Raw genomic sequence first — 24,550 nt, forward strand, 5'->3', positions numbered from 1 at the left:
TCCCTGCCTTTTACCTTCCGGATGGCCCGCGGCGTGTCGCACGCCCCACGGGCCGGAACAACCGTCGGCTCCGGAGTGCATGGCGCGCACTCCGGAGCCGACCGGGTTTACAGCCTTACGGGTTCAGGCACAGCGTCAGTCGTTGACGCAGGTGTTGCCAAAGGCAGGGTTCAGCAGCCCGATGATGTCAATCGAGTTGCCGCACAGGTTGATCGGCACGTGGATCGGGACCTGAACGACGTTGCCCGAAATGACACCCGGGGAGTTCACGGCAGCGCCCTGGCTCCCGGAGTCGGCAACGGCCAGGCCCGCGCCGGCGAGCACCAGACCACCGGTGGCAGCCGCGGCAGCGACGACCTTCTTGATCATTATTCCTCCTTGTTGACAATGCGGTCCCAGCCGCGGACCGCACCCTCTGCAACGAGGAGAAGGTGATGAAGCTACGAGCCTATGACGCCATTCACTCGTTCCGGCTAAATACGTACGCCTGGCCGATTGTGCGGGCCCGCATACGACGTCAGGGGCCTGAAGTCCCGCGCCGTGGCGCGGGACTTCGCCGTCAGCTCTGCTCGATGAACCGGTCGAGTACCCGCGTCCCGAACTTCAGTCCGTCGACCGGCACCCGCTCGTCCACGCCGTGGAACATTCCGGCGAAGTCCAGCTCCGGCGGAAGTTTGAGCGGCGCGAAACCGAAGCACCGGATACCGAGATCGTCGAAGGACTTCGCGTCCGTACCGCCGGACAGCATGTACGGAACGGCCCGCGCGATCGGGTCCTCGGCCTTCAGGGCCGACTGCATGGCGTCCACCAGGGCGCCGTCGAAACCGGTCTCCAGTGCCTTGTCGGCATGGATGTCCTCGCGCTTGACCCGGGGGCCGAGAACGCGGTCCAGATCGGCGAGGAATTCCTCCTCGTGGCCGGGCAGGAACCGCCCGTCGACGGCCGCGGTCGCCTGGCCCGGGATCACGTTGACCTTGTAGCCGGCGCCCAGTTGGGTCGGTGCCGCGGTGTTCTGCAGCGTGGCGCCGATGATCTTCGCGATGCCGCCCAGCTTGACGAGGGTCTCCTCCATGTCCTCCGGGTCGAGTTCGGTGCCCAGGGCGTCCGACAGCTCGTCGAGGAAGGACCGCACGGTCTTGGTCACCCGTACCGGGAACTTGTGCCGCCCCAGCCGCCCGACCGCCTCGCACAGCTCGGTGATCGCGTTGTCGCTGTTGGTCATCGACCCGTGGCCGGCCGTGCCGTCCACGGTCAGCCGCATCCAGTGCATGCCCTTCTGGGCCGTTTCGACCAGGTACAGCCGCAGGTTCTCGTTGACGGTGAAGGAGAAGCCGCCGACCTCGCCGATGGCCTCCGTCACCCCCTCGAAGACCCCGGGGTGCTTGTCGACGAGGTGGCGGGCGCCGTACACACCGCCCGCCTCCTCGTCGGCGAGGAAGGCGAGCACGATGTCGCGCGGCGGCCTGCGGCCGGAGCGCAGGCGGTCGCGGACGACCGCGAGGGTCATCGCGTCCATGTCCTTCATGTCGACCGCGCCGCGGCCCCACACGCACCCGTCCACGATCTCCCCGGAGAACGGGTGGTGGGTCCAGTCCTCCGCGTTGGCGGGCACCACGTCGGTGTGCCCGTGGATCAGCAGCGCGGGCCGCGACGGGTCCGTGCCCTCGATGCGGGCCACCGTCGACGCGCGGCCCTTGTGCGACTCGATGATCTGCGGTTCCAGCCCGACCTCGGCGAGCTTGTCCGCCACGTACTCGGCGGCGGCGCGTTCGCCGGGGCCGGAGTGGTCGCCGTAGTTGCTCGTGTCGATCCTGATCAGGTCCCGGCACAGGTCTACGACCTCGTCCTCGCCGGTGACCGTACGGGCCGGCTGCGACTCGCTCACACTGCCTCCTCATGGTTCACGACCGCGCCGTCCTCCTGGTGGGGCACGGACCGCGGCGGGGGTCCACCGCCATCCTCCCTCTCGGGGGCGCTGCGCCCAAGGCCGCAATACTCCCGACATGCGCTGGTCACAGGCGCCCCCCTGGCACAGGACGGCCGTGATCGACCACCCCTGAACGTTTGCTATTGTTTTCCATGTCGGAACGGCCCAGGGGCCGCACCGGCAGACACCTGGTCCGGGTGGCGGAATGGCAGACGCGCTAGCTTGAGGTGCTAGTGCCCTTTATCGGGCGTGGGGGTTCAAGTCCCCCCTCGGACACCAGCAAAAACCCCAGTTCATCTGGGGTTTTTTTGCGTTTCCGGACTCCGGGGCGACGGCGGCGGGCCCGATGCGCCCTCGCCTCTCTGGAGCCCTCTCCGGAACACATCTCCTCGAAGCGGCCATGAACCGGCGGCGTGTGACAGACGGCGTACGCGGCGGGCCGGCGGGCGGCAGCGGCTCATCGCGGCGGCGCCGCGCGACCGTGGCTACCGGTCGCCGTCGCGACGAGCTCTCCCTCATGCGGACACCCCCGTCGTCCGCGTGAGTGGACATGAAACCTTCTCTGTTCATCTCCGCTAACGCGATCCCGACGGTAAGTGCACGCAAGAGTCCTGTCAACTAGGATGAGTTGGCATTCCAGGCAGCTCACCCCGGCGCACCCACTAAGGAGCCCTGATGTCGTCACTGGCCGGGAAGGTCGACAAGCTGTTCACCACGATCCGCGCGAACGGCCGTGAGTACACGTACGAGGAAGTCGCGCGCGGGTGCAGCGAACTGAGTGGTGGCACGTTCTCCAAGACCTACGTCTGGCAGCTGCGTACCGGCCAGCGCACCAACCCCACCAAGCGCCACCTGGAGGCGCTCGCGGCGTTCTTCCGGGTGCCGGTGGCCTACTTCTTCGACGACGACACCGCCGACCGCGTCGACTCCCAGCTCGCCCTCGCCTCCGCGATGGGCAACGCAGAGGTGCGGGACATCGCGCTGCGCGCCATGAGCATGGACGACTCCGGCCGCAAGTCCCTCGCCCGCATCATCCGCGAGGTCAGCATGCTGCACGCCACCACCGGCGCGACGCGCGGCCGGCAGCCGAGCCGGTCGGCCGACGGCGAGGAGTAGTGCTCCGGATGCCTTTCCGCCGGCGTGACCGCCGCGGCAGAGGGTCTTCCGGAATGCGGGCTCTGCGCCGGCAGTGCCAGGAGAAGCTGGCGTCGTACGGGCTTCCCGCCTCCTACGACCTGCCGCTGCTCTGCGGCCACCTGGCCCGCGTGCGGAACAGGGAGATCGAGCTGGTGGCCATGCCGATGGACACCGCGGGGCCGTGCGGCCTGTGGCTGTCCTTCCCCGGTACGGACTACGTCGTCTACGAGGCGCACACCAGCCGCCACCACCAGGAACACATCATCGCCCACGAACTCGCCCACATGATCTGCGGCCACCACGGTGTCGGCGTCCCCGGCACCGACCCCGGCACCCTGCTCTTCCCGGACCTCGACCCGTCCCTCGTGCAGGACCTGCTGTACCGCGAGAACTACTCGGACGCCCAGGAACAGGAAGCGGAGGTCATGGCCTTTCTCCTCGGTGAGGCGCTGCGCGCCGGCTCGCGCGGGGGCGCGGCGGCGCCGGATCCCGACAGCGCGCTGGGCCGCATCCACGGTTCGCTCAACTGGCGCCGCGAGGACGGTTCATGACCGGCATCACCCACATCCGGTATCCGATCGCCGCGCTCGCCTGCTGGATCGCGTTCGCCTACACCCTCGTACCGCTGCTGCGCGGGCACCGCCGCAACGCGGGGCTGATCGCGCTGTGCGCGTCCTTCGGGTGCCAGGGGATGTACCTGTCGATGTCCACGCCCGTCCGCTGGACGGGCACCCTGTTCGGCACCATCACCTGGTACAACGTGTCGGTCCAGCTGTGGATCATCGCGGTGCTCGCCTGCCAGCAGATCCTGCTGATCCACTGGACGTACCCGCGGGCCGAGGCGCGGGTACGGGCCAGGCGGCGTCTGCTGCTGCTCGCGGTGGTGCCGGTGACGATGGCGGTGCTGTTCTTCCTGGCGACCCTCCAGGGCCCGCCGCGCAACGTCTTCAAAAACCCCGGCGACCAGCCGTTCTTCGTCGCCTACCAGGCCGCCTATCTCACCGCGTTCGTGGTCGGCAAGGTCCTGGTGGCCCGCGCCTGCTGGCACTTCGCCAAGCTCACCGACCACGCGTGGGTGCGCCGCGGCCTGCGCATCGCGGCGGCGGGCGCGGCGATCGAGCTGGTCTATCCGGCCGGGCGGTACGCGGACGTCTTCCTGACGCAGTACGGCTGGAACCCGCTGCGCTGGTCCGACGTGTCCCGTACGACGCTGACGGTGGGCATGGTCCTCAACATCGTCGGCTGGACCGCGCCGCTGTGGGGGCCGCGGGTCTCGGCCGCCCGCAGCTGGCTGGCCGACTACCGCAGTTACCGGCTGCTGCGACCGCTGTGGCTGGCCCTGCACCAGGCCCATCCGGAGATCTCCCTGCCGTCCAGTACCGGCAGCGACCTGTCGGCCCTGTACGACCTGCGGTTCCACTTGCACCGCCGGGTGATCGAGATCCGGGACGGCTGTCTGGCCCTGCGCGGGCACCACGGTGATCCGGGCGCGGTGCTCCCGCCCGAGAAGCACGAGAAGCACGAGAAGCCCGGGAAGGGGTCCGCCGAGGAGCGGCGCGCGGAGGCGGAGGCGGCGCACATCGCGGCGGCGCTCGCGGCCGGGCCCCGCCCGCCGGGCCCGGAGGCGGACGGTCCGGTGGGCAGCGTGGAGGACCCGCCGGGCACGGACGGGATGCCGGTGTCCGCGGCGGCGGGCGGGCCGGACTTCTCGGCCGACGTGGCGTGGCTGGTCGAGGTGTCCCGCGCGTTCGCACGTGTCCGGCCCGCGGTGGCGCAGGCCGGACCGTAGCGCCGTACGGTACGGGCGGGTCACCCGGCGAACGGCACGCCTTCCAGCCCCTGGGCGACGCCGGGCACGACGAAGAGGTTGCCGGCTTCCGGTTCGACGTCACCGAGGTCGCGGCGGGCCGAGGTGACGTAGAGGTCGGTCAGGTCCGGGCCGCCGAAGCCGCAGGCGGTGGTCAGCGACGCGGGCAGGGCGATCTCGCGGTCCAGCCGCCCGTCCGGGGTGTAGCGGCGGACCGCTCCGCCGCGGAAGAGGGCCACCCAGACGCCGCCCGCGGTGTCGGTGCACATCCCGTCCGGCACGCCCGCGGTGTCGGTGACGTCGGCGAACACGCGGCGGTCGGACGCCTTGCCGGTGTCGGGGTCGTAGTCGAAGACGTCGATCCGGCGGGTGGGGGTGTCCACGTAGTACATCCGGGTCCCGTCGGGGCTCCAGGTGATGCCGTTGCTCAGCTTGATGCCGGTCGCCGTGGTGTGCGCGGTGCCGTCGGCGTCGATCCGCGCCAGCCAGCCCGGGGAGGTCTCGCCGGCGATGGTGCCCACCCACAGGCGGCCCCGGGCGTCGGTGTTCGCGTCGTTGCCGCGCACGCCTTCCCGCGACCAGTCCATGAGCCACCGGCGCTCCCCGTCCGGCCCGGTCACGGCGACGCCGTCGCGCAGGCTCAGGGCCAGGCCGCCGCCCGCCCGGGGCAGCGCGGCGGCCACCGGCTGGCCGACGGCGGTGACCGTGTCGCCGCCGTCGGAGGGACGATAGCGGTGCACTCCCTCTTCGCCCATGTCGACCCAGAGCAGGGTGCCGTCGGCGGCGTCCCAGGTGGGGCATTCGGCAAAGTGCGCCCGTATGGCCAGGGCCACTTCAACACTCACAGTGCACATTCTCCTCGGAACGGGGGATCTTGGGCCGCCGCTGCCGGATCCGGGCCGGGAGCGGGCGGGGTCAGGGGCGCGGGGGCAGTACGGGGCCGAGCGCGTCCATCAGGGCGGCCGTGCCGTCGCCGTCGAGGACGTCGACGACGGGCAGCCCCAGCGGGCGCAGGGCCGCCACGTTGTCCCGTCCGCGGGTGGCGACGGCGACGACGGGGGCTCCGCCCAGCTCCTCCACCATACGGATCTCGCTGCGCGGGTCGGCCACCGGCAGGTGTTCCCAGTGGTAGCGGTGGGTGCGGCGCGGGTCGTGCACGAAGACGACGGCGTCGGGCTGCGAGCCCTGGAGGATCGCGGTGGCCAGGCCGCCGAAGGCGGGGTGCAGTACGGACGCCTGGCCCTTGATGATCAGCAGGTCGTGCCGGGGGTCCGCCCGCTGCACCAGGTGTTCGACGAGTCCGGCCGCCTGGAAGACGGGGGCGCGGTCGATGATGGCGCCCTCCGTGCAGCCGGCCAGCAGACAGGTCTGGCCGGTGCCGACGTATCCGGCGTCGATGCCGCGCGCCCGTGCCTCCCGGTGCAGTTGGAGGGCGACGGTCCGCTTTCCCACCACGCAGTCGCTGCCCGCCACGTGTACGAGCCCGGCGCGGGAGCGCCGCAGGCGGCCGGAGTACTTCGGCAGTTCGTCGTACGGGCGCCGGACGTCGACCAGCCGCTGGCCGTCCGTGAGCTTGTCGGCGAATTCCGTGTGCCGCAGCTGGAGATGGAGGCAGGAGATGACGTGCAGGCCGTTGCGTACGGCGGTGTCGATCTGCTCCCACCAGAAGGCCGGGAGGTCGCCCGGCGGCCGCGGCGCGTGCCGCATCCCGCCGTCACCGCCGTCCACGGCCTCCATGTGGTCGGACTCGGTCATCGCCACGACCAGTGCTTCCGGTGCGAACCGCAGGGCCTCTTCCAGGGAAGCGACGACGGGGACGCCGGTCCCGGCCACCACGGACGCCGTGGTGGCGGACGGGTGGGTGCGGTCGACGACCGCCACGGTGTCGAGGATGGTGCTGTGCCGCAGCACCCCTTGTGCCGTCTTGCCTTCGAGGCGGGCGAACACCCCGTCGGCGAAGAGCACGGCGCGGAGCGGAAGCCGGGGGAATCCGGAGAGGATCATATCCGGAACCCTACCCACCGGATCTCTGCCGGGGAATGCTGCGGCGGACCGTGCCAGGGCCCGCCCGTCCGGCCGCCGCCCGGCCGGGAACACCGGCCGTCTCCGTGCGCGGAGCTCCGCGCCGGCGGTACGGCGACGGCGTGTCCGTACCGCCGGAATCCGGTGCCCGCTCGTCACGTAGCCGGGCTCCGGACCGCCGCTGCCCCGGCTGTTCCGGCGAAGGTCTTCGACTCCATCAGGAACTCGGCGAGCGAGCCGTCGTGCGGCAGTCCGGGGCGCGTCCAGTGGGTGGGGACGTCGCCCCGGTGGACGTTGCGGATCTGCGGGCTCGCGACGCATGCGCGGATCAGGCCGGTGTCCTCGCTCAGCACCGTGAGGGCCAGGGTCCGGCCGAACCCGGACGGGCGGAGGTCCGGCCGCCAGGGCGCCACGGCCACGTACGGGAAGGGCAGTTCGGCGCCGAAGTGCGGGTCCTGCGGGCTGTCGAGGGCGACGACGACCGGCCGCAGGGCGGCGCTGCCGTCGCCCAGGTCGGCGAGGAACCGTTCGCCGGGGTCCGCGCCGGGTGCGGCCGCCAGGTGCGTGCCGACGGTGTCGTGCAGCTGCTCCGCGAGGCGCCGGGCCTCGGCCAGCGGCCGTACGGGAAGCACCGCTTCGGGGTGGTCCGGTGGCAGCGGCGGGAGGCCGGCGAGCCGTTCGGCCAGGGCCTGGGCGAGGCCCTTCGGGTCCTCCTCGCAGAGGATGGCGCTGGCGTTGAGGCACTGCACCCCGGCGTCGGCGGCGACCGAGTCGGCGACCACGTCCAGGTGGGCCTGCCAGGGAACGTCCCGGGTGATCAGGATCTTGGACCGGCCGGGGCCCTGCGCGAGCACCCGCCTGCTGTCGGCGTAGCGGGCGACGACCGGGTCGCCTCCGTAGACCAGGCCGAGGTCGGCCTGCTCGACGAGGGTCTCCGCGTGCTCGTGGGCGGTCGGCAGCAGCGCCGTGTATCCCGGGGCGAGACCGGCTTCACGCAGGGCGCGGATCAGCCGCCGCGGGGTGTAGGGGTCGCGCTGGGAGGGGCGTACGGCGACGCGGTAGCCGTGGGCGAGGGCGCCCAGCCACTCCAGGTGGGTGGCCGGGTGGTTGCCGGGCGCCAGTACGCCGAGGACGTCGCCCTTGCGTACCCACACCGCCGTCGCGTCGGCGGTGGGCGCGCCGTCCAGGGGCAGATCGTCGGAGGGCAGGGCTCCCGTGGGGCGTTGCGCGGCCAGGGTGTCCGCCGCGGCCCGGCCGGTCCGCGCCACCCTGTCGAGGGTGCGGCGGGCGATGGACACGGGCAGCCCGGAGACCAGGGCCTGGCGGCGGCAGTACGCGTCGGGGGTCTCCCCGTCCAGGGTGGCGGTGGCGAACAGTTCCCCCGCCCGTGCGAGGGCCGCGAGGCGGTCCCGGGCGGGCTGTTCCGGCGCGGCGCGCATTTCGTTGATCACCTGGCGGATCAGCAGGGGCGGCGCGAGGGAGAGTTCGCCCGCGGGGCTGCCGGTGGCGTCGGTGAAGGGGGCCCGGCTGGCGGAGCGGTACGGGCCCGCGCGCCGCTCGACGGCGATGTCAGCGCCGGTCCCGGCGGCCGCATCCGGGTGGCCGGTCATGTCAGTACACCCCCTCGATGATCTTCGCCCCGCCGTCGCTGAACGGCTGGACGTCGGCCACGCCGTCGCCCGCGAAGCCCTCGACGGGCGCGACACGGATCGCGGTGTCCCGTTCGAGGACGTGCGGCAGCAGCACCTCCGGGCTGAGCTGGCGCATGCACACCCGCCCGCGCTCGCCGTACGCCACCTCGCGGGACAGGTCCTCCGGGTCGAGCAGGGACAGGTGGACGTACGGGTGGAAGCTCTGGAAGACGCAGGGTTCGGTGTCGCCGGGGGCGGCGGGCCGCTGGGGTGCCGCGCCCATCATCGTGTTCCCGTACAGGCCGCTGACGACCGCTTCGGGGAAGACCTCGGCGGACAGCAGCCGGAGTGTCTCGGGGTCGATGGAGGTGCTGCCCCACAGGATGCCGCGCACCTTGTCGCGGACCAGCCCGGCGAGCCGCGGGCGTTCGGCGATGGCTTCCAGGAGGGGCGGCGTCGCGTACAGCAGGGCGATGTCCTGCGAGGCGAGCACCCATTCGGCCTGGTCGAGGATGTGGTCGACGTACCGCTTGGCGACGTCGGCGTGACCGCCCTGGAGGCACCGCCGTACCCAGCGCGGGTCGAGGTCGACCGGGAAGAACACCGCGCCGCGCATCCGGGCGAGGCCGCTCAGCGCCTCGGCGACGACGTGCGGCCCGGTGGGGCCGAGGAAGAGCAGATTGCCGTCGTCGCACGGGAAGCCGTGCTGGTCGAGGACCTCGGACCACCAGCGGGTGTTGCGCTCCCACTGGCCGAGGTCGACGATCCGCTTCGGGGCGCCGGTGGTGCCGCCGCTCTCCCAGACGGAGGGCTGCCTGCCGAGGCCGCGCAGTCCCGCGGGCAGCAGATCCTCGACGGGTACGTCCCGCCACTCGGCGCTGACGTCGGGGAAGCGGCCGAGGTCGGCGAGGGTGGTGATGTCCTTCCGCGGGTCGAAGGGCAGCGACGCGGCGCGCTCCACCCAGAACCGGGAGCCGGTGGCCGGGTCGAAGTGCCATTCCATGGCCGCGGCCACGACGGCGTCGGCGGAGGGCAGTTCGTGCCAGGGCGTGCCGAGTACGGCGTCCACGTCGCGCATCTGGGTTCACCTTTCTGCTGGCTGGGTGCCTTCGGGCGCGGGGCGGTGCCGGGGTGGGGGCTGCCCCGGGCGCCGGGCCCGTCCGGAGAATCCACCGGATCATGGGATGTTTGTCGGTGCAATGCGGCCCCGGGCATTCCGGCTTGAAGCGGGCGGGGGCTGGCCAAAACCGTGTCCCCGCTGCTGATGGCGGAGGACCGGTGGCGCAGGACCCCGGCTCCGCGGATTCCGCTTTCCGTCCGCGGGAGCCCGGGGCCGCCGGACGGGTCAGGGCCTGGTGGCACGCAGTGCGAACAGCAGCGGGACGCGGGGCTCCTCCGGAGGCAGCCGCCACCAGCCGTTCTCCGCCCGCTCCATCGTCGCGAAGCGCTTCCAGGGCAGCAGGTCCGTCTCCCGCAGCAGGTCGACGGTCAGCCCGGCGCCGACCAGCGCGTTGACGGTCTCCCCCAGGCCGTGCCGCCACTCGTAACTGGTCGTCGCGCCCTCCACGGGAGGCCCGTCGGTGTAGGTGTGCGGCGTGTCGTTGCGGATCGCGCCGCGCCCCTCCAAGTAGTCGTGGGTCAGCAGCAGCCCCGCGTCCTCCGGAGCGCGGCCGGGATCGGGGTTGGCGCCCAGGGAGTTGAGCAGCGGGTGGAACTCGACCACGTACAGCAGGCCGCCCGGCCGCAGCAGCCCGGCGACCACCTGGGCCCACCGGGACAGGTCGGGCAGGTAGCAGAGCGCGCCCTTGCCCGTGTAGACCACGTCGAAGCGGCGCCCGCCCAGCGCGTCGGCGGCGCGGTGCACGTCGGACTGGACGAACTCGATGTCCCGTCCGCCGTCGGCCGCCAGGCGGCGCGCCTGGGCCAGCGCCGCGCCGGAGAAGTCCAGGCCGACGGTGTGCGCCGCGCCCCGCTCGGCGAACGCCTGCGTCTCGGTGCCGAGATGGCACTGGAGGTGCAGTACGTCCCGCCCCTCCAGGGGCCCGAGGTCGTCCCACTCGAAGGGGGCGAACCAGTCGTCGGTGGTCCGTGAGCCGTCCAGGCCGTAGAAGTCGCTGGCCACGTGTACCGGGGTACGGGCATCCCAGTTCTCCTGGTTGGCCCGCAGCATGGCGTCGGTCGTGGCGGCACCGGCCCGGTGCGGCGTGCTGTCCTGTTGAGGCGCGCTGTCCTGAGTAGTCACGACGGCGTCCCTACCCGGTGGCCCGTGTCCGGATGCCCGGCGGCGGGCGGCGGGTCAGGCACACGGCGGCGCCGTGCGTCTGACCCGGTGAGGAGGTGTGTGCGGTGTATCCACCGAAGAGCTTCGACATCGGCTGGCCGGATCTCGCGTACGGGATGGCGGCCTGCGGGCGGGACGGGGACGCCGGGCGGTGGGCGGCCACCGTGGAACGGCGGTTCGGGGACGGGGGCGCGAGCGGGACGGCGCACTTGGCGGACGGCGGCGCGAGCGGGACGGCGCCCCGGGCGGGTGGCGGCGCGAACCGGTGTCTGGCGACGCTGTCCGTGCGCAGCGCGCTGGATCTGGCGCTGAGCGCCGCCGCGCTCCCGCGGGGCAGCGAGGTGCTGATGTCCGCCGTCACGATCCCCGACATGTGGCGGATCGTCATGGAACACGGGCTGGTGCCGGTGCCGGTGGATCTCGGCGCGGGCACGCTGCTGCCCACCGCGGAACAGTGGGCGGCAGCCGCCACCCCGCGGACGAAGGCCGTCGTCGTCGCCCACCTCTTCGGCACCCAGGCGCCGCTGGACCCCCTGGTCGAGCTCGCCGCGCGGCGTGGCTGGCTGCTGGTCGAGGACTGCGCCCAGGCGTACAGCGGCCCGGCCTTCCGGGGCAGTCCCGGCGCTGACGTGTCCCTGTTCAGCTTCGGCCCGATCAAGACCGCCACGGCGCTGGGCGGCGCGGTGGCCGTCGTACGGAACGCGGGCCTGCTGGCGTCGATGCGCGCGCTGCACCGGGAGTGGCCGGTGCAGCGGCAGGACGCGCAGGCCCGGCGGGTCGCCAAGTACTCCCTGCTGGCGCTGCTCACCACGCGGCCCGTCTACACCGGGGTGACGGCCGCGTCCGGGCTGCTGGGGCGCGACCCCACGAGCGGCCTCCAGGCCACGGTGGGCGCCTTCGTCGGTACGGATCTCCTGCCCGCGATCCGGCACCGGCCGGGTGCCGCGCTGCTGGCCCTGCTGGACCGGCGGCTGCGTGCCACGGGCACCGTGCGGGCGGTGGCACGGCGGGCGGCGGTGGCACGGCGGCTGGTGGCGCGGCTGCCGGACCCGGCGCTGGTGTACGGCGCGGACGCGCCCGTGCACACATTCTGGCTGTGTGCCGTGCCCACCCCGGACCCGGCCGCGACGGCCGCCCGCCTGCGTTCGGCGGGCTTCGACGCGGCGCGGCCGACCTCGCTGGGCGCGGTACCGGCACCGCCCGGCCACCAGCAGGGGGCGCGGACCGCGGCGCACCTCGTACGCCACGCCGTGAGCCTGCCGCTGCGGCCCGGCATGCCGGAGCGGGCGCTGGACCGGATGGCGGCCGTACTCGATCCGGAGGACTGGGGTCCCGCGTCCGGGCGGTGACAGTGCGCCGTCACGGCAGCGGGCGAACGGTTCTCCGGTAGACCGAGCACAGCAGCTGGGCCTTGGCCGGGCCGCCCACCTGCCAGCGCAGGTGCCACTCCCCCGGTGAGACGACGGTGAACTCGCCGTCGTAGAGGTCGGCGGCGCAGGGGTGGCGGGTGGTCCAGTGGCCGGTGCGCAGGTCGAGGTCGTGGAAGGGCCGCCCGTCGGCGAAGGTGACGTCGGCGGTGCCGTCCGGGTGCGGGCACAGCCGCAGCGTGCGGGCCGCCGGGGCGGTGGTGCCGTTCCAGGTCAGTTCGCCCTCTTCGACGTGCAGCAGCACAGCGCCGGATGCGGCCCCGCCTCCGGAGCTCTCGGAGTCCTTGAGGGCGTCGGATTCTTCGGGGCCTTCGGGCCGGAAGTGGGCCGTGCCGCGGAAGGTCCCCTGCGTGCCGGTGCGGACGTCGAGCACGGTGCGGTCGATCGTCCACCACCCGGCCAGGTACTCCGCGGCGTCGGCGACCGCGTACGGGGCTCCGGGGACGGTCGCGGCGTCGGGCTCTGTCGGCATGGCGCCATTGTCCCCGGTGCCGGCTTCCCCGCACCGGCCGGGCCGTCGGGCCGGACCGGGCCGCGCGGAATTGCGGTGCGTCCGTGCGTACCCGGTCAGTAGGGTGCCGCGGGGCCGGGTGTGTCCCCCGGCCCGGACGGCGAAGAGCACGAGGAGACGGTGTGAGCGCAGTGGGCGGCGGGCCCGGAACGCGTCGGGCGCGGCAGGTGCTGGTCTTCGACGCCGACGACACGTTGTGGGAGAACAACGTGATCTTCGAGCGGGTCATCGACGAGTTCCTGACCTGGCTGGACCATCCGGAGCTGGGCCGGGACGGCGTACGCGCCGTACTGGACGAGATCGAGGCCGCCAACGCCGTGGTCCACGGCTACGGCAGCAAGGTGTTCCTGCGCAGCCTCGGCGAGTGTGTGCGGCGGGTGCGGCTGCGGGAGGCCGGTGCGGCGGAGCTGGCCCGGATCGCGGGCTGGGCACGGGCCTTCGAGGCGGACGAGATGGAGCTGATCCCCGGGGTGGCGGAGACCCTGACGGACCTGGCCGGGCGGCACGAGCTGCTGATGCTGACCAAGGGGGACGCCGCGGAGCAGCGCGCGAAGGTGGAGGCGTCCCGGCTGGCCCACCACTTCCGCGGGGTGCACATCGTGCCGGAGAAGAACGCCGGTACGTACCAGGACCTGGTCCGGACGTGCGCGCTGACGCCGTCGGACACCTGGATGATCGGCAACTCCCCCAAGTCGGACATCCTGCCGGCCCGGGAGGCGGGCCTGAACGCGGTGTTCATCCCGAACGACAACACCTGGGTGCTGGAGCACAGCGACCTCGACCCGGCCGACGACAAGGTGCTCCACCTGGAGACGTTCGCCGAACTGCTGCGGCACTTCTGAGCCGCATACCGGGAGCGTGCGTGGGCGGCGCGCGGCGTGGTGCCGCGCGCCGCCCGGGATGGTCACATCGGGTCGGTGTCCTTCAGCGCGCCGTCCAGAGCGAGCCAGCGGGTGATGCCGATCTCGCGGAGGAACGTCACGTCGTGGCTGACCACGATCAGGGCGCCCCGGTAGGAGTCCAGTGCCGTGACGAGCCGGCGTACCGAGGCCATGTCGAGGTTGTTCGTCGGTTCGTCGAGCATCAGGAGCTGGGGTGCGGGCTCGGCCAGCATCAGGGCCGCGAGGGTCGCGCGGAAGCGTTCGCCGCCGGAGAGCGTGCCGGCCGGCTGGTCGGCACGGGCGCCCTTGAACAGGAAGCGCGCCAGGCGGGCCCGTATGCGGTTGGCGGTGGCGTCCGGGGCGAAGCGGGCGACGTTCTCCACGACGGTCAGCCCGTCGTCGAGGACGTCCAGCCGCTGCGGCAGGAAGCGGTGCGGTACGTGGATCTCCGCGGTGCCCTCCTCGGGCGGGATCTCGCCCGCCAGCGTCCGCAGCAGCGTGGTCTTGCCGGAGCCGTTGCCGCCGGTCAGCGCCACCCGTTCGGGGCCGCGCAGCTCGATGTCGGCGGTGGCGCCGTAGCGGGCGCGCAGGGCCCGCAGGGTCAGTACGTCCCGGCCCGGCGGTACTTCGGTGTGCGGCAGGTCGACGCGGATCTCGTCGTCGTCCCGTACCGCTCCGGCGGCCTCCCCCAGCCGTTCCCTGGCCTCCTTGAGCTTCTCGGTGTGCATGATGCGGTGCTTGCCGGCCGAGACCTGGGCCGCGGCCTTGCGCCCGTTCATGATGATCTTCGGCTCGCGCTTCTGGGCGTACATCTTGTTCGCGTACCGGGCCCGGCGCGCCAGTTTGACGTGCGCGTCGGACAGTTCGCGTTTCTGGCGGGCCACGTCGGCCTCGGCGACGCGCAGCATGCGCTCGGCCGCCTCCTGCTCGGCGGCGAGGGCGTGTTCGTACGCGGTGAAGTTGCCGCCGTACCAGTGGATCTCGCCGTCGCGCAGGTCGGCGATCCGGTCCACGAGATCGAGCAGTTCGCGGTCGTGGCTGACGACGACCATGACGCCGGACCAGCCCGCCACCGCGGCGTACAGGCGGCGGCGGGCGGCCCGGTCGAGGTTGTTGGTCGGCTCGTCCAGCAGCAGCACGTCGGGGCGGCGCAGCAGCAGCGCGGCGAGCCGCAGCAGGACGGACTCGCCGCCGGACACCTCGCCGATGGTGCGGTCGAGGTCGACGGCGTGCAGGCCGAGCTGGTCGAGGGTGGCGCGGGCGCGCTCCTCCACGTCCCAGTCGTCGCCCACGGCCTCGAAGTTGGCCTCACTGGCGTCTCCGTTCTCGATGGCGTGCAGGGCGGTGCGGGTCCCGGCGATGCCGAGTGCCGCGTCCACCCGCAGTCCGGTGTCCAGGGCGGCGTTCTGCGGCAGGTAACCGACCTCGCCGGCCGCTTTCACGGATCCCCCGGACGGCTGGAGCCGACCGGCGAACAGCTTCAACAGGGTCGATTTTCCTGACCCGTTGAGGCCGATCAGGCCGGTGCGTCCGGGGCCGACGGTCAGGTCGAAGTCCTCCAGGACGGGGGTGCCGTCGGGCCAGGCGAAGTCGAGGCCGGAGCAGACGACGGAGGCGGCGGAGGTGGCGGAAGGGGTGGAAGAGGTGGTCATACGGGTCTCCTCGGTGCGCGGTGAAGGGGCGGGTGGCAGCGCGGGAGACACCACGAGGAGATCCACGAGAGCCGGGCGGCGGCACCGAGCGGCGGGCCGGGGCGGAGGCGGGGCCGGGAATCCGGGTCGCCGAGGTCGCGGACAGGGGCGCACGGCGGGTGCCGGGCACGCTCTTCGCGTGCTGCGCACCTCGCGCCGTGGCGCGGTGTCTCAGGACCTCAGACGAGCAACGGCCTTCTCCTGTCGACGGCAATGGGGCCACCGAGAACGGTACGAGGGGCGCCGCGAAAACGCAAACGCTATTTCGGTTGCATTTGACGGCGCCCCCGAACAGCGCCCGCCACGGCCCGCTCCCGGCACCGCGTCCGGCCCGCCCGACCCGTCCGACCCGCCCGCCCGTCAGCCCACCGCGCGCAGCCGTACCCGCGCCGGCCCGGCCGCCTGCAAGGTGATCCCGGCGGTCAGCGGCACGTCCCGGTCCACCGCCGTCAGCTCGTACGAGCGCAGCAGGACCGCCGCCGCCAGCACGGACTCCAGCATCGAGAAGTGCTGCCCGATGCAGGCCCGCGGGCCGCCGCCGAAGGGGAACCACGCGTAACGGTGGCGCGCCGCCTCGCGTTCCGGTGTGAACCGCAGCGGGTGGAAGCGCTCCGGGTCCTCCCACAGGTCCGGGTGCCGGTGGGTCACCCAGGGCGAGACGACCACGTCGGCGCCGGCCGGTATTTGGTGCCCGCCGATGTCGGTGGCCGCGACGCCGCGGCGGCTGACCACCGGCGCCGCCGGGTACAGCCGCATGGCTTCCTTGAGGGCCCTCGTCAGCCGCGGCAGCCGGTCCAGGTCGGCGGCCTCCGGGTCGCGCCCCGCCAGTACGGCGTCGATCTCCTCGCGTACCAGCGCCTGCTCCTCGGGGTGCCGGGCGAGCAGGTGGAGGGTGAAGGCCAGGGAGGTCGCGGTGGTCTCGTGTCCGGCCAGCAGGAAGACCAGCACCTGTTCGCGGATCTCGGTGGCGTCCAGGCCGCCGTCCTGCGCGGTGCCCGCGCGGGTGAGGAGCGAGAGGAGGTCCGCGCCGTCGCCCTCGCCGCCATCGGGCGCCGCGGCGGCCCGCCGTCCGGCGGCGATGCGGTCGCAGACCGCGTTCAGCTCGGCCGTCGCGGCGGCGGCCTTCCGGTTGGCGGGCGTGGGCCAGTGGCGCGGCGGGTTGCGGGGCGAGAAGCCGCGCCGCACCACGTACTTGTTGACCACCGGGAAGCAGCGGTGCACGGTGGCGACCGCGGCCTCCAGGTCCGTACCGAACAGGATGCGGGAGACCGTGCGCAGCGCGAGCCGGTTCATCTCGCCCACCAGGTCCACGGTGCCGCCGGACGGGGCCCGCCAGCGGTCGGCGACGGCCTGCGCCTCCGATGTCACGGCCGATGCGTAGCCGTCCACCCGGCGCTTGGTGAACAGCGGCTGCACGATCCGCCGTTGCCGCAGGTAGTCGGCGTCCTGGCTGGTCAGCAGGCCGTTGCCGAAGGACTGCCGGACCTCTTCGTAGAACGGGTGGTCCTTGCGGAAGTTGACGGCCTCGGCGGCCAGGATCCGCTGGCTGCCCTCGGGCGAGAACACCCCGTAGAAGACGCTGCGCAGGCCGGGCGGCCCGGCCGTGAAGCGGACCACGTCGCCGTGGTCGCGCCGGGCGCGCGCGAAGGTGTCGAGCGTGGAACGCCGCAGGTCGAACAGTGAGCCCAGGAACGGGACTCCCTTGGGCCCCGGTATCGCCGGGGCGGTGTGCGTGGTGGAGGTCATGGGGCCGATACCTACCCCACGTAGCATGGGCCGAATGATCACCAAGCGTTCCGGCCGCGCGCCCGCCGAGACCCCCTGCCGCGTCACCGTCTGCCGCGGCTGCTGCTGCGGCGACCCGCGCAAGGTCCCGGGCGTGGACCACGCGGAGCAGATACCGCGGCTTCGGGCCGCGCTGGCGGGCGCGGCCGAGGTCCGCGCCTCGGAGTGCCTGGACGTCTGCGACCAGGCCAATGTCGTCGTGGTCCAGCCGTCCCGCGCGGGCCGGGCGGCGGGCGGGCGCCCGGTGTGGCTGGGCCTGGTCAACGACGACGGGGCGCTGGACGACATCGCCGCCTGGATCGAGGCCGGCGGCCCCGGCATCGCGGAGCCGCCGGGCGTGCTGGACCTGTACACGTTCACCGTGTCGCGGCGGGTACGGGAGGCGCTGGAGGGCTGAGAGGCCCGGCGTCCGGGCGCGCATCGGTCACCTGGCGCAGCCTTCCCCGGACGATTACCGGAGTCTTACGGGACGGGCCCGCGGCCCCCGGCAGCCCGCCCGGCGCGGTTCGCTGGACCCATGAACCCCACCGCGCCCCGCCGCACGCCGCTCCTGCGCCGCGCCGTCGTCGTCCCCGTCATCGCCGTCGCCGTGGTCGCCGCGGCCTTCGCGCTCTACCTCTTCCAGCCGTGGAAGGCCCTCACCCACACCACGGTGGACGAGGCCGCACCGCCCGCCGCCTCCTCGTCCGCCCCCGCCGACGCCATGAAGGGCGCACCGGGCACGGACGGCATGGACGGCATGGACGGCATGAAGGGGGCGGCGGCCCGCGGCAGCTTCGTCTCCCACGAACACGCGACCAGCGGCACCGCCCGCACGCTGCGCCTGGCGGACGGCGGCCGGGTGGTGCGGCTGGAGGACCTCAAGACGTCCGAAGGACCGGACGTACGGGTGTACCTGTCGCACCGGAGTGCCGCCGAGGCCGCGAAGGGGCTCGGCGCGGACGCCGTCGAACTGGGCGGGCTCAAGGGCAGCCTCGGCAACCAGAACTACGCCGTACCGGCCGGCACCGACCCCGCCGGCTTCCGCAGCGTGGTGATCTGGTGCCAGCGGTTCTCGGTGTCCTTCGGCGCCGCCGACCTCCGCCCGGCGCACACGATGGCACGCTGACCCCGTGAGCCCAGCCACCCCGCCCCGCGTACCGCCCGCCGTACCGCCCGCCGCGCCCCCGGCCGGTCCGGTGCCCGCCGCGCCGCCCCGGCGCATCCTCGTCGTCGAGGACGATCCGACCGTAGCCGAGGTCGTCACCGGCTATCTCGGCCGCGCCGGTTACACGACCGAGCACGCCGCCGACGGCTGGGCGGCCCTGGACCGCGCCGCGTCCTTCCGGCCGCACCTGGTGGTGCTGGACCTGATGCTGCCCGGCCTGGACGGCCTGGAGGTGTGCCGACGGCTGCGCCGGGCGGAGCGGGCGGAGCAGGGCGAGCGGGCGGCGGGCGCGCTCCCGGTCGTGATGCTCACCGCCCGCGGCGAGGCGTCCGACCGCATCCTGGGGCTGGAGCTCGGCGCGGACGACTACGTGACCAAGCCGTTCAGCCCCCGCGAGCTGGTCCTGCGCATCGCGTCCGTCCTGCGGCGCGCGGAGGCCGCGCCGCCTGCCGCCACCCCGGCGCCCGCCCTGCGGGCCGGTGACCTGACCGCCGACCCCGCGGGCCGCCACGCCGTACGGGCCGGGCGCGCCCTGTCCCTGACCGCCCGCGAGTTCGATCTGCTGCATTTCCTGATGCGCAACCCGGGGCGGGTGTTCGCGCGGGAGGATCTGCTGCACCAGGTCTGGGGCTGGGAGTTCGGTGATCTGTCGACGGTCACCGTGCACGTGCGGCGGCTGCGCGAGAAGGTCGAGGACGATCCGGCGGCGCCGCGGCTGATCGTGACGGTGTGGGGCGCCGGGTACCGCTTCGACCCGGCGGGCGGCCCGGGGGACGGCGGTACGGCCCCGGGCACCCCGTCCGAAGGCTCCCGCCCGTGAACGACTTTCTCGTCATCGCCGCCCTGGCCGCCCTCGGTGCCGCGGCGGCGGGGCTGCCGGCCGCCGCGGCCGTGCGGGTGCTGCGGCGCCGTTCGGTCGCGCTGTCGCTGTTCGCGGCGGGGGCCCTGGCCGTCGTCACGATGGCGGCGGGGACGGTCGCGGTGGCGCAGGCGATGTTCCTGTCGGCGCACGACCTCGGTGTGGTGATGGCCGTGGTCGCCGTCTCCGGAGTGGTGTCGCTGGGCGCCGCGCTGCTGTTCGGCCGCCGGATCACCGCGGGCAGCCGACAGCTGGCGGACGCGGCCCGTACGGTCGGCAGCGAGGGCGGGTTCGCGGCGCCCGCCGACCCGCCGACCGCCGAACTGGCCGCGCTCGCCGACGCGCTGGAGGAGGCCGGCACCCGGCTGACGCGGGCCCGCGAGCGGGAACGCGCCCTGGACACCGCGCGGCGCGACCTGGTCGCGGGCATCTCCCACGATCTGCGCACACCGCTGGCGGGCCTGCGGGCGATGGCCGAGGCGCTGGAGGACGGGGTGGTGCGCGGCGCGGACGCGGCCCGCTACCACGCCCGCATCCGCGTCGAGGTGGACCGGCTGGCCGGTCTGGTCGACGACCTCTTCGAACTCTCCCGCATCCAGTCGGGCGCGCTGACGCTGACGCCCTCCCGGGTGTCGGTGTACGACCTGGTGGACGACGCCCTCGCGGGCGCCCGGCCGCTGGCCGCCGCGGACGGGGTGCGCCTGGTGGACGGCGGGGTGGCGGCCGTACCCGTCCGGGTGGACGCCCAGCAGATCACCCGGGTGCTGGGCAATCTGCTGGTCAACGCGATCCGGGCGACACCGGCCGACGGCACGGTGGCGGTGAGCGCGCGCCGCGCGGACGACGGCCGGGTGACGCTCGCGGTCGAGGACGGGTGCGGCGGCATCCCGGAGGACGACCTGCCGCGGGTCTTCGACACCGGCTGGCGCGGCGCTCCGGCCCGTACCCCGCGCGCGGACGGCGGGAGCGGCGCGGGCCTGGGCCTGGCGATCGTCCGTGGCATCGTCGAGGCGCACGCGGGCCGCGCCACGGTCCGCAACACGGAGCGGGGCTGCCGCTTCGAGGTGGACCTTCCCGGCGAGTGACCGGCGCGCGGCGGCGGCCTGCGGCATGATGGTGATCATGACGGAGGAACACCTGCCGGATGCGGCAGCGGTGGCCGGGCTGGCCCAGGAGGCCGTACCCGGCGTGTGCGCCGCGGACGTCCGGCCCATCGCCGAAGGCGGCGACCACGCGTCCTGGTGGGTGGGCCCGGGGCATGTGGCGCGGTGCGCGCTCGATGCCGGCGGTTCGGAGCGCCTGCGCCGGGAGGTCGCGCTGCGCGAGCTGGTCGCGGAGCGGACCGGTGTGCCGGTGCCGGCCAGTGTGGCGGGCGGGGACTGGGTACGGGGGCGCGCGTTCACCCTGGACGTCCGGCTGGACGGGGTGTCCGCCGAGCTGCGCCCGGTCCCGGACGCGGGCGAGGCCGATCTCGCGCGGTTGCTCGTCTCGCTCGCGCAGGTGCCCGTGGCGGACGCCGAAGCGCTGGGCGTGCCGCCGGAGGCGCCGCGCAACCTGCCGGGACTGCTGCGCCGGGCCTCGGCGGCGGCGGAATCCGTCGCGGCGCGCGGTGAGTTCGACGCCACGTGGCTGCCGCGGCTGCGCGTACCGGGGGCGGAAGCCGCGACGGCACCCGCCACTCTGGTGCACAACGACCTCAAGGGCGAGCACCTGCTCGTCGCCGAGGACGGCCGGATCAGCGGCGTGCTGGACTGGACGGACGCGGTGACCGGCGACGCCGCGGAGGATGTCGCGGGGCTCGCGATCTCGGTCGGCGCGGTGGCGGCGGTACGCATCGCGACGGCCGCGGGGTTCGGCCACGGCGGGTGTGCCCGCGCGCTGCAACTGGCCCGCTGCGACACGCTGACGCTCCTCTCCGACCGGCTCCGCGGCCTCGACGACAGTCCGCTGCCGCTGCTGCGCGCGCAGTTGCGGCGGGCGTGGGAGCCGACGTCCCTGGACGGGCCGGAAGCGCCCTAACCCGCCGGTCCGCGCTGGTGCCCGGCTTGTTCCTCCGGCTCCCAGAGCGGATGTTCGCGCTGTGCCCACGCCGGGTCGACGGTTCCGGTCCGCATCCCCCGGCGCGCTTCGGGGTCGCCGTACGCCATCCACACATGGCCCGCGATGACGACGGCGAGCGTCAGGGCCAGCCAGTCGTGGACGAAGGTCGCGCCGGTGCGCCAGGCGAGCGGGGCGAGGTGGGTGAACCACATCAGCAGGCCCGTTCCGGTCATGACCAGGACCGCGCCCGCCAGCCAGGCTGCGTAGATCTTCTGGCCCGCGTTGAACTTGCCCGCGGGCCGGCCGGGTCTGCGGCGCAGCGCGGCGCGCAGCCAGCGGAGGTCGTGCGGCCCGTAGCGGTTGAGGCGGGTCAGGTCGGTGCGCAGCGCGCGCGAGGCCAGGCCGAGCAGCAGCGGTACGGGCAGCAGCAGCCCGGACCATTCGTGGACGGTCACCATGAGCGCCCGGCGGCCGACGAGCTGGGCGAGGAAGGGGAGGTAGAGGCAGCCTGCGGTCAGGACGCAGACGGCCATGAGGGTGGCGGTGGCGCGGTGCACCCAGCGTTCGGCGGGGGTGAAGCGGCGTACGCGCGGCGCGCGCTCAGACGGTCGGCGCATCGTCGCGTCCGTTCGACCGGCCGACCCACGCGTCCACGTCGTAGCCGCGCTCCTCCCAGTAGCCCGGCTGCACCCGCTCGGTGACGGTGATGCCGGAGAGCCACTTCGCCGACTTGTAGAAGTACATGGGTGCCGCGTACAGCCGCACCGGGCCGCCGTGCTCGTGCGCGAGCGGCTTGTCCTGGAGGGTGAGGGCGATCAGCACGTCGTCGCGGCGGGCCTGTTCGAGGGTGAGGCTCTCGCTGTACGCGCCGTCGAAGCAGGTGAAGCGGACGGCTTTCGCGCCGGGGCGTACTCCCGCCGCGTCCAGGAGGCGGTTCAGGCGTACGCCGCTGAAGGGCGTTTCCGGGACCCGCCAGCCGGTCACGCACTGCACGTCGCGCACCAGGCGCGTCTGCGGCAGCGCGCGCAGGTCGGACAGGCGGTAGGTGGCGGGGCGTTCGACGAGGCCGTCCACCGTGAGGCGGTATCCGCGGGCGTCCTTGCGCGGTACGGACGCGGTCACCGAGTAGTAGCGGAAGCCGCCGCCCGCCGGGAGCAGGCCGGACAGGCCGGTGGGGTCCTGCCGTGCGGCGGCGCCGAGGGTGCTGTCGTAGGCGCGTTGGAGGTACGGGGCGGTGGCGATGCCGGCCGCGCCGGCGGCGAGCACGCCGAGCACCAGGCGGCGGCCGACGGGGCTGCCGCGCCCGTCGGCCCCCGGCCCCGTGGCGGGCGCGTTGTCGTTCGGGGTCACACCTCGATTCGAGCACCGCGCCACCGGCGGGACCAGCCTCCGCGGCCGGACGTCAGACTTCCGTCATCAGCGCGCCCGCCGCCCCCGCTTTTCTTCCGCTACTCCCTTTCCGCGTGGCAGTGACCTCCCCCGCCGCTCTCCCGCGGCAGGTCCAGCGTCGGGTTCCGGTCGAAGAACCCGGTCGGCCGCAGCGTGAAGCCGCAGCGGTCGACCGGCATGACCGGCCAGTCCTCCAGGCGCGGCAGGTGCGTCGGCCCGAAGCAGTGCCAGAGTGTGAGGGCGGTGTTCTCCAGGGACTCGCCGGGGCGCGACCACTCGGTGACGCCCGCGCCGCCGGGGTGCTGGTTGGGGTAGTCGCCGTCCGGGTAGTGGCGGCCGGCCGCGCTGCGGGTGATCCACAGCTGTTTGGTGGCGTACGCGACGCGTGCGGCGACCGGGGAGCCGGGCTGGGCGAGCAGGGCCGGGCCGGACGGCTGCGGGGTCAGGGTGTACGCGACGGGCTGCCCGGTCCGGTTGCGGGCGCCGGGGTTGGTGATCCGCCAGCGGCGCCCGGCGGCCGGGTCGGCCGGCCGTCCGGCCTCCCCGGAGTCGGTGACGGGAGTGGCGCGAATGGTGAAGGCGTTGCCGTTGGGGTTGTCGGGTCCCATGGGAAGCCGGACGATGTCGACCTCCTCCACGGTGTTCGCGTGGCCGTCCACCGCCGCGTCCAGCCGGGCGCAGAACAGGTGCTGGTGGTACGGCGCCTGGAGGCCGGGGGCGATCTCGGTGGCGTACGGGGAGACGGTGCCCGGCACAGAGGCCGACGTCTGCACCAGGCCGGTGGACTTGACCTCGAACTCGATGCCGCCGTCCTGGTACAGGTACCAGTAGAAGCCGTAGTCGTAGTTGCCGAGCGTGGCGATGCAGGAGACGACGAGGCGGCGGGAGCGGCGGCTCTCGGCGCTGAAGCCGTCGAACATGTTGGTGTGCTTCCACAGGAGGCCGTGGTCCTCCTCGTGGATGCACACGGCGTTGGGCAGCGTCTGCGGGGTGCCGTGGTCGTCGGGGACGACGGCGTCCACGTACCGGATCTCGCCGAGGCAGTCGCAGCCCAGCCGGAGCGCGTTGGCGTTGCGGCCGAGGGTGTACTCGCCGGCGTCGAGGTAGCAGATCCAGTTGCGGTCCGCGCCGGGGTCGGCGTACGGGACGGCCATCTCGGCGAGCGAGGCGCGGTGCAGTACGGGACGTACCCGGTCGCCGTCGCGGAAGGACAGCTCGTGCAGGACCAGCCCCTCGCGGGCGTTGAAGTCCAGCCGCAGGGACCAGTTCTGCCAGGACAGGCGGTGTCCGTCCAGGGCGAAGGAAGGGCCGTCGGGCTGGGTGATCTCCAGTGCCTTCAGACCGGTGCGGGCCGGGCCGTTGAACCCGGCCTCGTAGCGCCCGCATTCGGCGGGCACGGGCACCGCTCCGGTGTCGACGAGCCGCAGGACCCGCCGCTCGGTCAGGTCCACGTCGGCGACCAGACCGCCCACGGGGTGCGCGAACAGGTTGTCGGACGCCTCGCAGCGCAGGAACGTCAGCGAGCGCACCATCCGGCGCCCGGCCTCCTCGGCCCGGCCGAAGTTGCCCGCGGCCAACGGCGCGCAGACGGCGAGGGCGGTATCGGTGATGCCGCGCTCGGCCATGGCCTTGCGCCAGCCCGGGTCGGCCTTGACGATCTCGTCGCAGCGTTCGTACTCCTCGAAGAGCAGGGGCGGCTGGCCGTCCGCCGCCGGGTCCAGCGACCGGTGGGCGAGCAGGAGGCGGGCGGTGACGTCGACGACCGCCTCGGCGGCGGCGCCGGTCGCGGTGTCCAGGAGGGTCACACGCAGGCGGCGGGCGACCGGGTCGCCGGGGCGGTGGGCGGCGACGGTGTGCCGGTCCGGTTCGTCCGGCAGGACGAGCGGGAAGCGGGTGGTGCCGCCCACCAGACCCTCGCCGTCCAGGACCTCGCGGGCCGCGGTCATCTCGTCGGCGGTGAGCGGGTCGAGGGGGTGCGGGGCGGGCGGCTGCGGTTCTGTCGTGGTGTGCGCCAT

Annotated in this window: 23 protein-coding genes and 1 tRNA gene; 11 read left to right on the forward strand and 13 right to left on the reverse strand. The window is 73.7% G+C overall.

Annotation, left to right across the window (positions count from 1 at the left end; translation table 11 throughout):
• Positions 1–135: 135 nt before the first annotated feature.
• Positions 136–369, reverse strand: coding sequence for a chaplin (locus A6A06_RS37205; RefSeq protein WP_073767992.1), 234 nt, complete (start codon positions 367–369; stop codon positions 136–138).
• A gap of 190 nt (positions 370–559) precedes the next feature.
• Positions 560–1,885, reverse strand: coding sequence for a M20/M25/M40 family metallo-hydrolase (locus A6A06_RS37210; RefSeq protein ID WP_073767994.1), 1,326 nt, complete (start codon positions 1,883–1,885; stop codon positions 560–562).
• A gap of 233 nt (positions 1,886–2,118) precedes the next feature.
• Here A6A06_RS37210 and A6A06_RS37215 point away from each other — a divergent pair.
• From A6A06_RS37215 to A6A06_RS37230, 4 genes are all read left to right on the forward strand, one after another.
• A tRNA-Leu gene (locus A6A06_RS37215) sits at positions 2,119–2,206 on the forward strand.
• Positions 2,207–2,602: 396 nt separating this feature from the next.
• Positions 2,603–3,043, forward strand: coding sequence for a helix-turn-helix transcriptional regulator (locus tag A6A06_RS37220; protein ID WP_073767996.1), 441 nt, complete (start codon positions 2,603–2,605; stop codon positions 3,041–3,043).
• A gap of 53 nt (positions 3,044–3,096) precedes the next feature.
• The gene (locus A6A06_RS37225; protein WP_079194611.1) at positions 3,097–3,615 is read left to right on the forward strand and encodes an ImmA/IrrE family metallo-endopeptidase; all 519 of its coding nucleotides are present in this window, start codon (positions 3,097–3,099) and stop codon (positions 3,613–3,615) included.
• A complete protein-coding gene (locus A6A06_RS37230; protein ID WP_073767998.1) occupies positions 3,612–4,853 on the forward strand; it encodes an MAB_1171c family putative transporter in 1,242 nt (413 codons plus the stop codon). Before A6A06_RS37225 ends, A6A06_RS37230 begins: the two co-directional genes overlap by 4 nt.
• 20 nt (positions 4,854–4,873) lie before the next feature.
• On the opposite strand, the gene A6A06_RS37235 is transcribed toward A6A06_RS37230, so the two are convergent.
• The 5 genes from A6A06_RS37235 to A6A06_RS37255 form a co-directional block, all read right to left on the reverse strand.
• The gene (locus tag A6A06_RS37235) at positions 4,874–5,725 is read right to left on the reverse strand and encodes an SMP-30/gluconolactonase/LRE family protein (protein WP_073768000.1); all 852 of its coding nucleotides are present in this window, start codon (positions 5,723–5,725) and stop codon (positions 4,874–4,876) included.
• A gap of 61 nt (positions 5,726–5,786) precedes the next feature.
• Positions 5,787–6,875, reverse strand: a complete 1,089-nt coding sequence (locus A6A06_RS37240) for a DUF1611 domain-containing protein (RefSeq protein ID WP_073768003.1) — start codon at positions 6,873–6,875, stop codon at positions 5,787–5,789.
• Positions 6,876–7,048: 173 nt separating this feature from the next.
• Positions 7,049–8,503: an aldehyde dehydrogenase family protein gene (locus A6A06_RS37245; protein WP_073768005.1), complete on the reverse strand. Its 1,455-nt coding sequence runs from the start codon at positions 8,501–8,503 to the stop codon at positions 7,049–7,051.
• A gap of 1 nt (position 8,504) precedes the next feature.
• Entirely contained in the window at positions 8,505–9,602 is a 1,098-nt protein-coding gene (locus tag A6A06_RS37250; protein ID WP_079194612.1) for a phenazine biosynthesis protein, read from the reverse strand.
• A 267-nt stretch (positions 9,603–9,869) separates the two neighbouring features.
• Positions 9,870–10,694 (reverse strand): class I SAM-dependent methyltransferase, encoded by an 825-nt coding sequence (locus A6A06_RS37255; protein ID WP_073768007.1) that lies wholly within the window; start codon positions 10,692–10,694, stop codon positions 9,870–9,872.
• Between the two features lie 176 nt (positions 10,695–10,870).
• On the opposite strand from A6A06_RS37255, the gene A6A06_RS37260 reads away from it, so the two are divergent.
• The gene (locus A6A06_RS37260) at positions 10,871–12,154 is read left to right on the forward strand and encodes a DegT/DnrJ/EryC1/StrS family aminotransferase (RefSeq protein ID WP_073768009.1); all 1,284 of its coding nucleotides are present in this window, start codon (positions 10,871–10,873) and stop codon (positions 12,152–12,154) included.
• Positions 12,155–12,164: 10 nt separating this feature from the next.
• Here the strand turns inward: A6A06_RS37260 and A6A06_RS37265 are convergent, their stop codons facing one another.
• Positions 12,165–12,704 carry a DUF6314 family protein gene (locus tag A6A06_RS37265; protein WP_073768011.1) on the reverse strand — a complete coding sequence of 180 codons (540 nt, stop codon included), beginning with the start codon at positions 12,702–12,704 and terminating at the stop codon, positions 12,165–12,167.
• A 161-nt stretch (positions 12,705–12,865) separates the two neighbouring features.
• Here A6A06_RS37265 and A6A06_RS37270 point away from each other — a divergent pair, with 161 nt between their 5' ends.
• Positions 12,866–13,585, forward strand: a complete 720-nt coding sequence (locus A6A06_RS37270) for an HAD family hydrolase (RefSeq protein ID WP_242441133.1) — start codon at positions 12,866–12,868, stop codon at positions 13,583–13,585.
• Positions 13,586–13,647: 62 nt separating this feature from the next.
• On the opposite strand, the gene A6A06_RS37275 is transcribed toward A6A06_RS37270, so the two are convergent.
• A complete protein-coding gene (locus tag A6A06_RS37275; protein WP_073768015.1) occupies positions 13,648–15,276 on the reverse strand; it encodes an ABC-F family ATP-binding cassette domain-containing protein in 1,629 nt (542 codons plus the stop codon).
• Positions 15,277–15,675: 399 nt separating this feature from the next.
• Positions 15,676–17,061 carry a cytochrome P450 gene (locus tag A6A06_RS37280; protein ID WP_073768017.1) on the reverse strand — a complete coding sequence of 462 codons (1,386 nt, stop codon included), beginning with the start codon at positions 17,059–17,061 and terminating at the stop codon, positions 15,676–15,678.
• Between the two features lie 34 nt (positions 17,062–17,095).
• On the opposite strand from A6A06_RS37280, the gene A6A06_RS37285 reads away from it, so the two are divergent.
• The 5 genes from A6A06_RS37285 to A6A06_RS37305 all read left to right on the forward strand — a co-directional run bounded on the left by A6A06_RS37285 (position 17,096) and on the right by A6A06_RS37305 (position 21,125).
• On the forward strand, positions 17,096–17,497 hold the full coding sequence (locus A6A06_RS37285; RefSeq protein ID WP_199931393.1) for a (2Fe-2S) ferredoxin domain-containing protein: 402 nt from the start codon (positions 17,096–17,098) through the stop codon (positions 17,495–17,497).
• A gap of 120 nt (positions 17,498–17,617) precedes the next feature.
• Positions 17,618–18,208 carry a DM13 domain-containing protein gene (locus A6A06_RS37290; protein ID WP_073768021.1) on the forward strand — a complete coding sequence of 197 codons (591 nt, stop codon included), beginning with the start codon at positions 17,618–17,620 and terminating at the stop codon, positions 18,206–18,208.
• A 4-nt stretch (positions 18,209–18,212) separates the two neighbouring features.
• Positions 18,213–19,067, forward strand: a complete 855-nt coding sequence (locus tag A6A06_RS37295) for a response regulator transcription factor (protein ID WP_079194613.1) — start codon at positions 18,213–18,215, stop codon at positions 19,065–19,067.
• Complete coding sequence (locus A6A06_RS37300; protein ID WP_073768024.1) at positions 19,064–20,191, forward strand: sensor histidine kinase; 1,128 nt, start codon at positions 19,064–19,066, stop codon at positions 20,189–20,191. Before A6A06_RS37295 ends, A6A06_RS37300 begins: the two co-directional genes overlap by 4 nt.
• A gap of 37 nt (positions 20,192–20,228) precedes the next feature.
• On the forward strand, positions 20,229–21,125 hold the full coding sequence (locus A6A06_RS37305; protein ID WP_242441134.1) for a phosphotransferase family protein: 897 nt from the start codon (positions 20,229–20,231) through the stop codon (positions 21,123–21,125).
• Here A6A06_RS37305 and A6A06_RS37310 read toward each other — a convergent pair.
• The 3 genes from A6A06_RS37310 to A6A06_RS37320 form a co-directional block, all read right to left on the reverse strand.
• Positions 21,122–21,763 (reverse strand): cytochrome b/b6 domain-containing protein, encoded by a 642-nt coding sequence (locus A6A06_RS37310; RefSeq protein ID WP_073768028.1) that lies wholly within the window; start codon positions 21,761–21,763, stop codon positions 21,122–21,124. The two genes, A6A06_RS37305 and A6A06_RS37310, sit on opposite strands and share 4 nt — an antisense overlap.
• On the reverse strand, positions 21,747–22,496 hold the full coding sequence (locus A6A06_RS37315) for a molybdopterin-dependent oxidoreductase (protein WP_073768030.1): 750 nt from the start codon (positions 22,494–22,496) through the stop codon (positions 21,747–21,749). The genes A6A06_RS37310 and A6A06_RS37315 overlap by 17 nt, the downstream gene beginning before the upstream one ends.
• Positions 22,497–22,594: 98 nt before the next feature.
• Positions 22,595–24,550 (reverse strand): primary-amine oxidase, encoded by a 1,956-nt coding sequence (locus tag A6A06_RS37320; protein ID WP_073768032.1) that lies wholly within the window; start codon positions 24,548–24,550, stop codon positions 22,595–22,597.

It is taken from the genome of Streptomyces sp. CB02923 (assembly GCF_001905005.1).
Classification (GTDB): Bacteria; Actinomycetota; Actinomycetes; order Streptomycetales; family Streptomycetaceae; genus Streptomyces.

Excerpts from the sequence above, each read along its gene's own strand:
- A6A06_RS37235 (WP_073768000.1), bottom strand. The coding sequence starts at position 5,725 with ATGTGCACTGTGAGTGTTGAAGTGGCCCTGGCCATACGGGCGCACTTT.
- A6A06_RS37205 (WP_073767992.1), bottom strand. The coding sequence starts at position 369 with ATGATCAAGAAGGTCGTCGCTGCCGCGGCTGCCACCGGTGGTCTGGTG.
- A6A06_RS37290 (WP_073768021.1), top strand. The coding sequence starts at position 17,618 with ATGAACCCCACCGCGCCCCGCCGCACGCCGCTCCTGCGCCGCGCCGTC.
- A6A06_RS37250 (WP_079194612.1), bottom strand. The coding sequence starts at position 9,602 with ATGCGCGACGTGGACGCCGTACTCGGCACGCCCTGGCACGAACTGCCC.
- A6A06_RS37305 (WP_242441134.1), top strand. The coding sequence starts at position 20,229 with ATGACGGAGGAACACCTGCCGGATGCGGCAGCGGTGGCCGGGCTGGCC.
- A6A06_RS37310 (WP_073768028.1), bottom strand. The coding sequence starts at position 21,763 with ATGCGCCGACCGTCTGAGCGCGCGCCGCGCGTACGCCGCTTCACCCCC.
- A6A06_RS37280 (WP_073768017.1), bottom strand. The coding sequence starts at position 17,061 with ATGACCTCCACCACGCACACCGCCCCGGCGATACCGGGGCCCAAGGGA.
- A6A06_RS37275 (WP_073768015.1), bottom strand. The coding sequence starts at position 15,276 with ATGACCACCTCTTCCACCCCTTCCGCCACCTCCGCCGCCTCCGTCGTC.
- A6A06_RS37220 (WP_073767996.1), top strand. The coding sequence starts at position 2,603 with ATGTCGTCACTGGCCGGGAAGGTCGACAAGCTGTTCACCACGATCCGC.
- A6A06_RS37285 (WP_199931393.1), top strand. The coding sequence starts at position 17,096 with ATGATCACCAAGCGTTCCGGCCGCGCGCCCGCCGAGACCCCCTGCCGC.
- A6A06_RS37240 (WP_073768003.1), bottom strand. The coding sequence starts at position 6,875 with ATGATCCTCTCCGGATTCCCCCGGCTTCCGCTCCGCGCCGTGCTCTTC.
- A6A06_RS37255 (WP_073768007.1), bottom strand. The coding sequence starts at position 10,694 with ATGCTGCGGGCCAACCAGGAGAACTGGGATGCCCGTACCCCGGTACAC.
- A6A06_RS37230 (WP_073767998.1), top strand. The coding sequence starts at position 3,612 with ATGACCGGCATCACCCACATCCGGTATCCGATCGCCGCGCTCGCCTGC.
- A6A06_RS37320 (WP_073768032.1), bottom strand. The coding sequence starts at position 24,550 with ATGGCGCACACCACGACAGAACCGCAGCCGCCCGCCCCGCACCCCCTC.
- A6A06_RS37265 (WP_073768011.1), bottom strand. The coding sequence starts at position 12,704 with ATGCCGACAGAGCCCGACGCCGCGACCGTCCCCGGAGCCCCGTACGCG.
- A6A06_RS37225 (WP_079194611.1), top strand. The coding sequence starts at position 3,097 with ATGCGGGCTCTGCGCCGGCAGTGCCAGGAGAAGCTGGCGTCGTACGGG.
- A6A06_RS37245 (WP_073768005.1), bottom strand. The coding sequence starts at position 8,503 with ATGACCGGCCACCCGGATGCGGCCGCCGGGACCGGCGCTGACATCGCC.